Origin of the sequence: Paraburkholderia sacchari (assembly GCF_000785435.2) — a bacterium.
Classification (GTDB): domain Bacteria; phylum Pseudomonadota; class Gammaproteobacteria; order Burkholderiales; family Burkholderiaceae; genus Paraburkholderia; species Paraburkholderia sacchari.
The window spans coordinates 661,609-674,658 of record NZ_JTDB02000001.1 but is presented as its reverse complement, the minus strand read 5'-3'; the positions used below and the strand labels follow the sequence as shown (position 1 = coordinate 674,658).

The following is a 13,050-nucleotide window of genomic DNA, read 5'->3' as shown; positions in this document are numbered from 1 at the left end:
TGGGCTCAGTGGAAGTCGTAGATCTGCATCGTGGTTGCGCCCGCTTCGATGCGCTTGCAGATCGCGGCCTCGTCCGCTTCGCGCTTTGCAGCCTTCTCTACCACGTCCGCGGCGCGTGAGCGCGGGATGGCAACCACGCCGTCGCGGTCGCCTGCGATCAGATCGCCCGCGCTGATCGTGACGTTGCCGATCATCACCGGTTCGTTGATCCAGCCGATCGCGCCATAGTCCTTGCCCGTGCCCCGGATCGACAGGCCCCGGGCGAACACCGGAAAGCCAATCTCCTCGAGCAGGTCGGCATCGCGCACGCCGCCGTCGATCACGAGACCGGCCAGTCCACGCACCTTCGCGGCCGTCGTCATGACCTCGCCCCAATAGCCGTGTTCGTAGACGCCATTGGTGTACACGACCAGCACGTCGCCCGGCTGGGCGAGCACGAGTGCGCGATGCAGCCAGAGATTGTCGCCGCCCGGCGAATGCACGGTGATGGCAGTGCCGCAAATCCTGAAACGCGGTGCGACGGGCTTGATCGCCCAGGGCAACGCGCCGATCTTGCCGCCCGCCTCGTGCAGCGTCGCCGCGGGTAGCCTGCGCGCGGCTTCGATTACCCTCGTCTCCACGCGCTCGATGGTCTCGCGTACCGTGGTGGCCGGATTGTGTTCTTTCATCGTCATTGCTCCCGGGTCTGCAACTGGTGGTACTTGAACTGCTTGCGCGCTTCGTCCAGACGCATTCCGCCGCGGCACGCTTCGCGAATCGCTTCCTCGGCGCGATGAATGGTTTCGGCAGCGTCGAGCACCGCGTCTTCGTGCTCCTTGGGAATGACGATCACACCGTCAGCGTCGCCGCGCAGAATATCGCCGGGTTGCACGCGCGCTTCGCCGATATTGACGGGCACGTTCGTCGCCTCGACCTGCACGCGATCCTTGCCTGTGCGCATCCAGTGGTCGCGGCTGAACACCGGATAGCCAAGTTTCAGGCACAGCGCGACGTCACGGCACACGCCGTTGATCACGGTGCCGGCAATGCCGCGGCGGTGCGCGATCTCGGTCATGATGTCGCCCCACACGGTGGCGTCTTCACGGCCATTGTTGTCGAGCACGATCATGCTGCCGGCCGGTACGTCGTCGATGAAGTCGCCGACGGTGCCCGGCGGGTTCGAGGCGGGACCGTATTTGATCGTGAACGCTCGGCCCGCGGTGCGGAACTCGGTGCTGCGCGCCTTGATCTTGTGGCACTGGCCAACGATGCCGAGCTTGTCGAGTGCGTCGGAGAGCGTCGCGGTATCGAGCTTCGACGCACGCTCGACGTTCTTGTCCTGAGTCGTCATGGTTTGGATTCCTGCGTGTTTGCTGAAATTGTCCGGAGGCTGCTGCCGCTTACCTGAGCATGTGCTCGTAGGTTCCGCCCATCACCTGGCCAACCGGCGTACCCGCCAGAATCGCCTTGGCCATCGCGGCTTCCTTGTTGACGATCATTTCGGCGGTTTCGAGCACGGCTTCGATATCGGCTGCGCGAATGAAGATCACGGCGCTGTTGTCGGCCACCACGTAGTCGCCCGCGTTCACCGTCACGTCGCCGATCTGCACCGGCACATTGGTGCCCTTCTGGACCACGCGCGCACGCGCGGTGCGGGCCGTGGTCGCGCGGCTGAACACTGGCAGCTCGTAGCCGATGGCTTCATCGATATCGCGCACCGGGCCGTCGGCGACCACGCCCGCCACGCCGCGCACCTTGGCAGCTAGCGACAGCAGACCGCCCCAGCAACCCGCTTCCACGCCGCTCTTCTGCTCAACGACGATCACGCTCTCGGCATCGGCCTGCTCGACTGCGGTGCAGCCAAGATGCACCGGCGGCCCCGGGGGCGCTTCGCCGGTACCGAGCTTGACAGTGATCGCGCGGCCCGCGATGCGGCCCGAGCCAGCGCGTTGCGGCAAACCGCTCACCACGCCGTTCAGCTTGAGTTTGTCGAGCGCGTCCGACACGGCGCAGCAATCGAGCCGGCGCAGGCGCTGTACGTTTTGGTCAGCCATGATGGGTTGTGCTTTCCTGATAGAAACGTGAAGTGTCATGTGCGCGCCCCGCCCGGCAGGGACGGGACTGCCGCGTTCAGTCGAGTGTGTGCCAGGCCGCGAAGGCGAGACCCGTGCCGGTTAGCGCTGCCGTGCGGTAGCCAGCCACGTAGCGGACCCATTCGAGGTCGAGCGAGTTGAGCGCCTCGACGCCGATGATCCAGTTGCGGATTTCCGAGCTGCCGGCCTGCAACTGCTTCGGATCGAGTGCGGCCAGCCAGTCGCTGTCCTTGCGGCGGATCGCGGCAATGATGCCGAGGTCGAGCTCCTCGTCCACCACGAAATGCGACAGGCCGCCCGACGCAAGCACGCCCACGCGCAAGTTCTCCGGATAGGCTTCGATCAACTCGCGCAGCGCACGGCCGAGCTGGATGCAGCGGCGCGGCGTGGGCTGGTTCGGTGGATCGAAGGTATTGACGATGACCGGGATGACGGGCAGGTCGAGATCCTGTAAATAGCGGCGATGAATGAAGGAGAACGCATGGCCCTCGTACTGGTCGCGCTCGAGGCCATCCATTGCTGCGATGTCGAAGTCGCGGTTGCACAGCTCGCGGATCAGCCACCGGGCCATGTCGGCCTTGACCGGATAGTGCACGTCGGCATCCGGCTCCTGGCGCATCGTGCGCGCCTTCGCGTACCAGCTTTCGTTCGGGCTCGACACGCGCTTCGCGTTGCGGATCGTCTCGCCGTAGTAGATCGCGAAGGCCGGATTATTTGTGGTGCGAAATAACTCCGTCTGGTCATCGCCGACCACGAGCAGCACGTCAAGTTTCGCCGCGCGGATACGCTCGCGCAACTCGTCCATGGCCGCTTCGGCCTGATCGTAACGCTCGCCCATTTTCCCGGCCGTCACCATCGCCTCGGCATCCGCCGGCGCGATCTTGAGCAGCTCTTCATAGGTCGTGGGGTTGCCGAGTCGATCGAAGTAATGCGGATTCTTCGGATCGACCTGCTTGAAACCGTGCTGCCAGTCCTCGCGCTGGCAAACCAGCATGATGCTGTGCGATGAACCGAATCCGGCGACCAGTCGTGCCATGTCGTCTCTCTCCAATGCCTTCCGTTAAGGCGCGTCAGACCACGAAGGCCGAGCGCCACTGCTCAATCTGCTGATCCGTGTAGCCAAGCTCGCCCAGGATCGCGTGCGTATGCTCGCCCTGCTCAGGAGCCAGGCGCGGCATCTCGGCGCGCTGGTATCGCGAAAGACGGAACGGCGTGCCGACGAACGACACCTCGCCCTTGCCCGGCACGTTGGCGGGCCACGCGATGCCGAGATGCCTGACCTGCGGATCGTCGAATACTTCGTTCACCTTGTAGATCGGGCCGCACGGCACGCCGACCTTGATCAGCAATTCGGTCCACTCGCGCGTGGTGCGCGTGAGGAACACCTCGCCCACCGCCTTGTTGACCGCATCGCGGTTTTCCACGCGCGCCGGGTCCGACTCGTAGCCGGGCTGGCCAATGAGGTGCTGCAGGCCGAGCGCCTCGCACAGGCGCGCGAACATCGAGTTGCCGATCGCGGCCAGGTTCAGGTAGCCATCCTTCGTCGAGAACACGCCGGTCGGCACCGTGAGCGGATGCTCGTTGCCGACCTGCTCGGGCACCTTGCGGTCCACCAGCCACTGCGCGGCCTGGAAGTCGAGCATGGCGATCTGCGCCTCCAGCAGCGAGGTCTGCACCCACTGGCCTTCGCCCGACGCTTCGCGCTCCAGCAGCGCGGTCAGGATCGCCTGAGCGCAGAAGTGCCCCGCGCACAGGTCGGCGATCGGAATGCCGACGCGCATCGGGCCTTCGCCCGGCTTGCCGGTCAGGCTCATGAGTCCGCCCATGCCCTGCGCGATCGAGTCGAAACCCGGCCACTTCGCATACGGGCCATCCTGGCCGAAGCCCGAGATGCTCGCGTAGACGATGCGCGGATTGGCGGCGCGCAACGCCTCATAGCCGATGCCGAGGCGCTCCTTGACGTCCGGCCGGAAGTTCTCGATGAACACGTCGGCGCGCTTGACCAGTTCTTGCAGGATCGCAAGGCCGGCCGGATCCTTCATGTTCAGCGTCAGGCTTTCCTTGTTGCGATGCAGGTTCTCGTAGTCGGCGCGGTTGTGGTCGCGGCCGCCGATCATGTCGTCGCCGCCCGGCGCGCCTGGCGGGATCTCCAGCTTGATCACGCGCGCGCCCATGTCGGCGAACACGCGCATGGCCGTTGGGCCCGCACGCACACGCGAGGCGTCGATGATCGTGAAGCGCGACAGCGGCCCCTTCTTCGCATCGTGCCGGCCATGCTGTTCCTTGAAATCCGCAGACATGCTCAATCTCCTTCAGGCCGGCGCGAACATCGGCACCGGATAGCCACCCTCGCTGGGCTTGAATACCACCTTGACGCGCTGACCGATCGACAGTGCGGCCGCGTCGCAATCGACGAGATTGGTCAACATCGTCACGCCCTCGTCGAGGCTCACGTAGGCCAGCGTGTAACGTGCCTCCTCCTTGCCCATCGTGCTGAACGAATAGACCATGCCCAGGCCCTTCGACTCGAGCCATTCCGTACTCGCGCTCATGCAATGCGGGCAGATGTCGCGCGGGTAGTAGTGCGTCTCGCCGCAGTCCTCGCAGCGCTTCACGAGCAGGCGGCCGTCTTTGGCCGCCTCCCAGAACGGCATCGCCTCGGGAAGCACGCGCGGTGCGGGAATGCGGCTCGGGCCACCTGGCTTCGTGGCGGGTTTGGCGTCCGGAGCGCTTGCGCCAGCAGTCGCTTGATTCGTGCTCATGGTTACTCCCGTTCCAGGATCAGCGTGCCCGCGGTGTGACGCGACGCCAGCGCGCCGCCGATACCGTTCGCGAGCGCGATATCGCAGTTCTTGACCTGCACGGCGGGATGCGCCTCGCCGCGCAGCTGGCGCACGGCCTCGATCACCTTGGTGACGCCGCCGCGGTTGGCCGGGTGGTTGTTGCACAATCCGCCGCCATCGGTATTGAACGGCAGCTTGCCGACGCCCGAGATCAGGTTGCCGTCCATCACGAACCTGCCACCCTCGCCCTTCCTGCAGAAGCCGAGGTCTTCGAGCTGCATCAGCACCGTGATCGTGAAGCTGTCGTACAACGACGCGTACCTGATGTCCTGCGGCGTGAGGCCAGCCTCGGCGAACGCCGCCGCCCCCGACCATTTCGCCGCCGACCAGGTGAGGTCGATGTTGCCGCCGGCCGCATGCTTCGGTGCCTCGCCCGTGCCGCGCACCTTGACGAGCGGGCGCTTGAGCTGCTTCGCGATTTCCGGGCGCGCAACGATCAGCGCGCCGCCGCCGTCGCTCATCACGCAGCAGTCGAGGCGGTGCAGCGGATCGGCCACCAGCGGAGAATTGACGACGTCTTCGACCGTCACGACATTGCGCAGCATCGCGTTCGGGTTGTGCTGCGCGTGATGCGAGGCCGCCACCTTGATCCACGCGAGCTGCTCGCTCGTGGTGCCGAATTCGTACATGTGACGCTTCGCGACCATGCCGTACAGGTTCTGCGTGGCCGGGCCGAACGGCAGCTCGAACTGCACTTCGGGCGCGTCGGGGTCCGGCGCCTTCAGCGACAGCGCGGCGCCCGCGGCACGCGGACGGCCCGCGAGCGTGATCAGCGCCACGTTGCAGCGGCCGGCCTTGATCGCTTCAGCGGCGTGCGCGACGTGCAGGATCGGCGCGGAACCGCCGCACTCGGTCGAATCGACATGGCGCAGCTCGAGGCCCAGATATTCGGCGACCGTCGTGGTACCGAGACCCGGCGCGTCACCTGCGCAGAAGTAGCCGTCGATGTCGTCCTTCGTCAGGCCCGCGTCCTCGAGCGCCCCCTTCGCCACGTCGGCGTGCAGGCGCAGCACGGAAAGGTCGTCGGCCTTGCGTGTCGGGTGCTCGTAGGCGCCGACGATATAGGCTGCTCCGTTCAGACTCATTCAGCTTTCTCCTGCGCGAGGCGCTGCGCAGTGAAGCGCTGCAGATGCCAGCTGGCATCGCCGTAGGTCATGTTGATCGCGAACATGCGCTTCGCGTAGTGCCCAACGCGGCACTCTTCGGTCATGCCCATGCCGCCGTGCAACTGGATGCCCCATTCGCCAGCCGTGCGGCACGCATCGCCGACGTACGTCTTCGCAGCCGACACGAAACGGCGGCGGCGCTCGGGATCGTTCTCGTCCACGGCCATCGCGGCTGCGCAGGCCATCGACTTGCTCTGTTCGAGCGCGATCAGCATGTCGGCCACGCGGTGCTGCAGCGACTGGAACTTCGCGAGCGGCGCGCCGAACTGCGTACGCGTCGTCAGGTGTTCGGACGTGTGTTCGAGCAATGCTTCGAGCGCGCCCACCGATTCCGCCACCAGCGCAGCGTTCGCGCGGTCGATTGCGGCATCGATCAGGTCGTAGGCCGCACCGGCGGCGCCGATCAAATCGGCCTTGCTTACGGCCACGTTGTCGAACGTGACATGAGCGGCTTCGCGCGCGTCGATCGTCGCGAAATTGCGCAGGCTGACGCCTGCGGTTTTCGCGTCCACGAGGAAGAGCGACAGGCCGTGCCTGTCGCCACGCTGGCCCGAAGTCCGCGCCGCCACCACGAAGGCATCAGCGATCGCGGCGTCGAACACGATGGTTTTGGTGCCCTTTATCTTCCAGCCGTCACCCGTTTCGGCGGCAGGCACGGCCAGACGCGCGATGTCATAACGCGCTTCGGCTTCGCTGACGGCGAGCGCCAGCGCCTTTTCGCCGGTTGCCGCGGCTTCGAGCCACCTGGCCTTCTGCTCCTCGCTGCCGGCCGAGCCGATCAGCGCTGCGGCCGGCAGGCCGCTCGCGAGCCAGCCCGCACCGCCGAGCGCACGACCGAGCTGTTGCGCGACCAGCATGGTTTCCACCGCGCCATAGCCGCCGCCGCCATAACCGGAATCGATTACGAGGCCGGTGATGCCCATCTCGGCTAGACCCCGGCGGCGTTTCGAGGCCAGTTGCTTGTCCTCGGCGTTGCCACGCAGGTGTGCGGGATATTCGCCGTCGCAGAAGCGGCGCACGGCATCCTGCAGCGTGACGTGGTCTTCAGTCAAAGAAAAATCCATGTTCTCGTTCCGCCTCAAGCATTGAAGAACGCGCGGCTGATCAGATTGCGCTGCACTTCGTTTGTGCCGCCGTAGATCGACACCTTGCGTGCGTCGAAATAGTTCGCCGCGACCGCAACCAGTTCGTCCGGGCTCGGGCCTTCGTAGCCGGCTGCATCGAGCATGGCCTGCTCGTCGAACGGCACGCCGAACGGACCCGCTACTTCAGTCAGGAGTGCATATATCCCCTGGCGCAGCTCCGTGCCGCGCACCTTGAGCATCGGCGCTTCGACCGAGGGTACGCGGCTCGCCTGGTTCGCGCTGAGCATGCGCAGGCCGGTGAATTCGAGAGCCATCAGTTCGACCTCGAATCGGCTGATACGCGACTGAAGCAGCGGGTCGTTCTCGAGGCCCTGCTGCTTCGCGAGGTGCCTGGCGCGCGCAAGCTGCTGCTTGCACGAACCAATGCCGGCGATGCCGGTGCGCTCGTGACCGAGCAGGTACTTGCCGTAAGTCCAGCCCTTGTTCAGCTCGCCGACGAGGTTTTCCTTCGGCACGCGTACGTTGTCCAGGTAGACCTCGTTGAGGTCGGTGCCGCCTTCGAGCATCCTGATCGGGCGGACTTCCACGCCCGGCGCATGCATGTCGATGAGCAGGAACGAAATGCCCTCCTGCGGCTTCGCGTTCGGATCGGTACGCACCAGTGCGAACATCATGTCGCACCAGTGAGCGTACGAGGTCCAGACCTTGTGGCCGTTGACGACGAAGTGCTCGCCCTCATCGTCCGTGGCAAGCACCGCGGTCGTACGCACTGCGGCGAGGTCCGAGCCAGCGCCCGGTTCCGAGAAGCCTTGCGCCCACCACGTTTCGCTGCGCAGAATCTTCGGGATGTATCTGGCCTTTTGTTCAGGCGTGCCAAAGGCATTGAGCACCGGGCCAAGCATGTTGATGCCGCTCGCCACGATACGCGGCGCGCCGCCGAGCAACGTTTCCTCATCGAAGATATAGCGCTGCACGTGCGTCCAGCCAGGACCGCCGTCTTCCTTCTTCCACGACGGCGCGATCCAGCCCTTCTCGTAGAGTTTTGTGTACCACTCGACGTAGTCTTCACGCTCGATACGCAGGCCTAGTTCGGCCTTGCGCTTGACGCGCGGCGACAGGTTCTGCTTCACGAACTCGCGCACTTCGGCGCGAAATGCCTGGTCCTCGGCAGAGAATTCCAGCTTCATTCGATGTGTCTCCTCAGACCCGGGGCTCAGTGATGTGCGGGACTCTGGGCGCCGCAGACCACGAGGGCGTCGAGCGCCAGCACGCGGTCCGGATAGACAACCAGGGGGTTAACGTCGATTTCCGTGATTTCGGGGTTGGCACGCATCTGGTCGGCTATCGCTGCCACGGCCTTCGCCACCGCCTTCACGTCCACGCCCGCGGCGCCGCGCACGCCTTCGAGCATCGCCGCGGCCTTGAGGCGACCGAGTTCGATGACAATGTCCTCTTCCGACATGTCGGCCGGCACGAGGCGCACGTCCTTCAGCACTTCGATAAAGATGCCGCCAAGACCGACCAGGACAACCGGCCCCCAGTCGGCGTCTCGCCTGGCACCCACCACCAGTTCCAGTCCGCGCGGGCCCATCGCCTCGACCAGCGCGCCGTCGAGCACCAGTTCGGGACGGTGCGACTTCACGCTCGTGTGCAGCTTTTCCCAGCCTGCGTGCAGCGCAGCAGCGTCGGCGATGCCGACCACCACGCCACCCACGTCGCTCTTGTGGGGCAGCTCGCTCGCCTGGGCCTTGAGCACCACCGGGTAGCCGATTTCATCTGCAATCCTGAGCGCTTCGTCGAGCGACTTCGCGAGGCCGCCCTTTGGCACCGGCAGACCGGCCGCGGCGAGCCACCCCTTGCCCTGGTATTCGGCGAAGATGCCGTTCGGCGGCACGGCACCCGGCAGCGGGATGGCCTTCGGCGCATCGGTGCGGGCGCGTTCCGCGCGCGCCAGCGATTCGCCGTAAGCGGCCACGCGGGCGCAGGCGCGCAGGGCGCGGTCCGGCGAACGGAAGAACGGCACGCCGCTCGCGGCGATCGCTTCCGTGAAGAAGTCTTCGAGCTTGTTGTTGTCGCCCATCACCGCAAGCACCGCCGGCTTCGTTGCGCGTGCGAGTGCCGGCACGAGGTGGTCCGCCTTGTCGCGCTGGGCGATCGACGGGCCGCCCATGATCGAGAGCACCAGCGAGCCGATATTCGGATCGGCCAGCACCGTGTCGATCAGCTCGCCGATCAGGCCCGGGTTGCGCACGCCGATCGTCGTGTAGTCGAGCGGATTGTCGGCCACGGCGTAGTCAGGCAGCAGTCCGGTCAGCTTCTGGATGGTCGGCTCGGTCAGGCGCGGCAGCGTCAGGCCGATGTCCTCGGCGAAATCGAGCGTGATGTTCTTGACCGCACCCGAAGCCGTCATGACGGCCGTGCCGGCCGCCGGTGGCACCGGGAAGCGCGCCAGGATCGTCGTTGTGTCGAAGAGCTCGTCGAGCGAATCGACCACCACTACGCCTTCGCGCGCCAGCAGGACGCTCGCGCTCGCGTGGTCCCCGGCCAGTGCGCCAGTGTGCGACTGCGCCGCCTCACGCGCACGCGCGCTCTTGCCTGGCATCAGCATCACGATCGGCTTGCCTGCGGCGCGCGCTTCACGTGCCAGTTGCAGGAAGGTCTGCGGACGGCGGATCTGTTCGGCATAGACCGCTATCGCGCTCGTTTGCGGATCGGCGATGAACCACGCCAGATAGTCTTCGATACCGAGGCTTGCCTCGTTGCCGGTCGAGACGGTTGCCGTCATCGGCTGGCCACGGCCCATGAAGGCGTCGCGCAGGTTCGCGGCCATCGCGCCGCTTTGCGCCACCACGCCCACGCCACGGCGCCCTCGGGCCGGGTACGGCGCCACGGCTTCGAAGGTCACCGGCACGCCGGCTTCGAAGTTCGTGAAGCCCATGCAGTTCGGACCGATCAACGCGACGCCGCCTTCTGCCGCGACGCGTGCCAGCTCTTCCTGCTTCGCGCGGCCTGCGTCGCCGGCCTCGGCATAGCCGGACGCGAAGATCACAGCGGCGCCCGCCTTCAGCGTGCCGAGCGTGCGCACCGTATCGAGCACGCCCGACTCGGGAATGCACAGCACCACCAGATCGACGCCTTGCGGCAGCGACTCGACACTGTTAACGCAGGCGCGGCCGTTGATTTCCTGGCTGCTGCGCGACACGAGATGGATATCGCCCGCATAACCGAACCGCTCGAGGTTCTGCAGCACGAAGTTACCGAAAGCACGCGGATCGGCGGATGCGCCGACGATCGCAATCGATTTCGGCTTGAGCACACGCTCTACAGGCTGCACGCCGGCTACATCTAAAAGGCTCTTGCTCATCTGGTCTGACCTGTGGTGTTGACTGAACCGGCTCTGGCATACCAGAACCGCCGTGACTTGACGGATTCTGGCATACAAACATGGCCTTTTCAATACACCAAGCGCCAAAATCCCACCCTGGTACTTTCCCTACGACACCCTCCGCACGCCCCGTAAAATCCTGATATTTAATTGATTTATAAAGATTTTTTTGAATTACCCAATCCCACGAAGAGGGACCTGACAACATCGAGACAAACGCGGCGTTGAATGCCACAAATAATTGGTGGTATATTTTCTACACCTGAAAACACCTGAGCATTCACTCCTCAATGAAACTTCCAGCCGAGCCCACCCTCGAGCGCAGCGAAGCTCCCGCGCGCAGCAGTGCGAGTCGCGCAAGCGATATTCGCGCCACGCTGGAGGCTGCTATCGAGCGGGGTGAACTCCCCCCGGGCGCGCCGATCGACGAGCGCGCGCTCGCCGCCCGCTTCAATGTGTCTCGCACGCCAGTACGCGAGGCGCTTCAGCACCTGATCGCGCGTGAACTGGTGGTCGTCTCGCCGCGCCAGGGCATCACAGTGGCGCGGCTGACGATTGCAGAAGTGCGCGCCATGCTGGAATACATTGGCGAGCTCGAGGCGCTGTGTGCGCGTTTCGCCGCGCGCCGCGCCAGCGACGAGCTGCGCGAACAACTCGACCAGATGCTGGTGGTGTGCCAGCAGGCCGCCGTGGCAGGGGATGCGTCCCAGTATGCGCTAGCCAACACGCGGTTTCACGAGCTGATTTACGAAGGCAGCCGCAACCAGTACCTGGCCGAGCAGATCCGCACCGCTCGCCGCCGTTCGGCACGTTACCGCGTGGCCGACCTGCGCAACCGCAGCCAGATCACGCGTTCGCTGCAAGAGCACTTCGAGATCGCGCGCGCCATCCAGGACGGCCACGAAGCCCAGGCAGCCGAAGCCATGATGAAGCACGTCCCGGCCGGCACGTCCGGTTTCTCCGAATTCCTCGCGGCCGTGCCGCGCCACTTCTTCGATACCGGCGAGGACTGACAGGCCTTGCCATCTCAACGAATCCACGGAGAAGACATGCCCCAATCCATCGATGTTCCAGGCCTCACGCACAAGGTGCCGATTCCGGTCGGCTCACGCGTTGGCAATGTGCTGTGCTCGTCGGCGATCGCCGGCAAGGATCCCGCCACCGGCAAGCTCGCCGATGCCCCGGCAGAACAGGTGCGTCTCGCATTCGCGAACATCAAGCGCTTCCTCGAGGCAGGCGGGGCCACGCTGGACCACGTAGTGAAACTCGCCGTCTACATCAAGGACGACTCGGTGCGCGAACACATCAACGAGCACTGGCTTGCCTTGTGGCCCGATGCCGCGCATCGCCCGGCACGCCATGTCACCGTGTACGACCTGCAGCACGGCATGGTCATCCAGCTCGAAACCCTTGCGGTGATCGCGTAAGCGCCGCAAACCCTTTGGCTCACCGTTTAACTGAAGACCCCTACCGAACTGAGGCTCAACCATGATCATCGATTCCCACGCCCACGTCGTCATGCCACCGCAAAGCTTCCGCTACATGGCGGAACTCGTCGGCGGCCGGGCGAATCCGTCAGCCACCCCAAACATCCCCGACGAGGCGGTGCGCAAGCAGGCCGAGGAACTCGTGCGCAGCATGGATGCAGTCGGCACCGACGTGCAGTTCATCTCACCGCGCCCCTACCTTCAGATGCACTCAGTCAAGCCGTCGCGCGTCACGCAGCTGTGGACGCGTCACTGCAACGACCTGATCAAGCGCTTCGTCGACATGTTCCCGGACCGTTTCCGTGGCGTGGCCGGCCTGCCGCAGTTCATGAATGAGTCGCCGGCCGAGCACTGCGTCGCCGAACTCAAGCGCTGCGTCAACGAACTCGGCTTCGTCGGCACCCTGCTGAACCCGGACCCGACCGAAGGCGAAGGCCCGGCGCCGGCTGGCCTCGGCGACCCGTTCTGGTACCCGCTGTATGACGCGATGACCGAACTCGACGTACCCGCGCTGATCCACTCGGCCGGCAGTTGCAATCCGCGCGAGTCGTACACGCTGAAGTTCATCAACGAAGAGAATATCGCCGTCATTTCGCTGCTCGAATCGAAGGTGTTCGAGAAGTATCCGAACCTGAAGATCGTGGTCGCGCACGGCGGCGGCGGCATCCCCTACCAGATGGGCCGTTTCCGTGCATGGGCAGCGCGCCGCAACAGCCCGGTGTCGTTCGACGATCAGTTGAAGAAGCTCTACTTCGACACCTGCAACTACTCGAAGGATTCGATCGAACTGCTGCTGAAAGTGGCCGGCACCGACAACGTCATGTTCGGCACTGAGAAGCCGGGCACCGGCAGCGCGCGGGACCCGGTCTCGGGCCGCGACTACGACGACATGAAGCCGGTGATCGAAGGCATCGAATGGCTGACCGAAGCGCAGCGCAAGAACATCTTCGAATGCAACTGCACACGCGTCTACACGCGCGCATTCCGTAACTACAAGGCCTGACGCGCGACG

General features: G+C 65.1%; 13 protein-coding genes. 3 read left to right on the top strand and 10 right to left on the bottom strand.

Annotated features, from left to right (window positions below):
• Positions 1 to 5: 5 nt before the first annotated feature.
• The 10 genes from NH14_RS03015 to NH14_RS02970 all read right to left on the bottom strand — a co-directional run bounded on the left by NH14_RS03015 (position 6) and on the right by NH14_RS02970 (position 10,530).
• On the bottom strand, positions 6 to 674 hold the full coding sequence (locus tag NH14_RS03015) for a 4-carboxy-4-hydroxy-2-oxoadipate aldolase/oxaloacetate decarboxylase (protein WP_035521626.1): 669 nt from the start codon (positions 672 to 674) through the stop codon (positions 6 to 8).
• Positions 671 to 1,330, bottom strand: coding sequence for an RraA family protein (locus NH14_RS03010; RefSeq protein WP_035521628.1), 660 nt, complete (start codon positions 1,328 to 1,330; stop codon positions 671 to 673). The genes NH14_RS03015 and NH14_RS03010 overlap by 4 nt, the downstream gene beginning before the upstream one ends.
• A 49-nt stretch (positions 1,331 to 1,379) precedes the next feature.
• Positions 1,380 to 2,033 (bottom strand): RraA family protein, encoded by a 654-nt coding sequence (locus NH14_RS03005; RefSeq protein WP_035521630.1) that lies wholly within the window; start codon positions 2,031 to 2,033, stop codon positions 1,380 to 1,382.
• 76 nt (positions 2,034 to 2,109) lie between these two features.
• On the bottom strand, positions 2,110 to 3,108 hold the full coding sequence (locus NH14_RS03000; RefSeq protein WP_052147771.1) for a DODA-type extradiol aromatic ring-opening family dioxygenase: 999 nt from the start codon (positions 3,106 to 3,108) through the stop codon (positions 2,110 to 2,112).
• Between the two features lie 34 nt (positions 3,109 to 3,142).
• On the bottom strand, positions 3,143 to 4,372 hold the full coding sequence (locus NH14_RS02995; protein WP_052147773.1) for a CaiB/BaiF CoA transferase family protein: 1,230 nt from the start codon (positions 4,370 to 4,372) through the stop codon (positions 3,143 to 3,145).
• Between the two features lie 12 nt (positions 4,373 to 4,384).
• Positions 4,385 to 4,834: a Zn-ribbon domain-containing OB-fold protein gene (locus tag NH14_RS02990; protein WP_084225035.1), complete on the bottom strand. Its 450-nt coding sequence runs from the start codon at positions 4,832 to 4,834 to the stop codon at positions 4,385 to 4,387.
• A 2-nt stretch (positions 4,835 to 4,836) separates the two neighbouring features.
• Positions 4,837 to 6,000 carry a thiolase family protein gene (locus NH14_RS02985; RefSeq protein WP_035521632.1) on the bottom strand — a complete coding sequence of 388 codons (1,164 nt, stop codon included), beginning with the start codon at positions 5,998 to 6,000 and terminating at the stop codon, positions 4,837 to 4,839.
• Positions 5,997 to 7,145, bottom strand: coding sequence for an acyl-CoA dehydrogenase family protein (locus NH14_RS02980; protein ID WP_035521635.1), 1,149 nt, complete (start codon positions 7,143 to 7,145; stop codon positions 5,997 to 5,999). Before NH14_RS02980 ends, NH14_RS02985 begins: the two co-directional genes overlap by 4 nt.
• Positions 7,146 to 7,159: 14 nt before the next feature.
• Positions 7,160 to 8,353 carry an acyl-CoA dehydrogenase family protein gene (locus NH14_RS02975; RefSeq protein ID WP_035521637.1) on the bottom strand — a complete coding sequence of 398 codons (1,194 nt, stop codon included), beginning with the start codon at positions 8,351 to 8,353 and terminating at the stop codon, positions 7,160 to 7,162.
• Positions 8,354 to 8,379: 26 nt separating this feature from the next.
• Positions 8,380 to 10,530, bottom strand: a complete 2,151-nt coding sequence (locus NH14_RS02970; protein WP_035521639.1) for an acetate--CoA ligase family protein — start codon at positions 10,528 to 10,530, stop codon at positions 8,380 to 8,382.
• 311 nt (positions 10,531 to 10,841) lie between these two features.
• On the opposite strand from NH14_RS02970, the gene NH14_RS02965 reads away from it, so the two are divergent.
• From NH14_RS02965 to NH14_RS02955, 3 genes are all read left to right on the top strand, one after another.
• Entirely contained in the window at positions 10,842 to 11,564 is a 723-nt protein-coding gene (locus tag NH14_RS02965) for a GntR family transcriptional regulator (RefSeq protein WP_052147774.1), read from the top strand.
• Positions 11,565 to 11,600: 36 nt separating this feature from the next.
• The gene (locus tag NH14_RS02960; RefSeq protein ID WP_035521641.1) at positions 11,601 to 11,978 is read left to right on the top strand and encodes a RidA family protein; all 378 of its coding nucleotides are present in this window, start codon (positions 11,601 to 11,603) and stop codon (positions 11,976 to 11,978) included.
• Positions 11,979 to 12,039: 61 nt separating this feature from the next.
• Entirely contained in the window at positions 12,040 to 13,041 is a 1,002-nt protein-coding gene (locus NH14_RS02955; RefSeq protein WP_035521643.1) for an amidohydrolase family protein, read from the top strand.
• Positions 13,042 to 13,050: the final 9 nt, after the last annotated feature.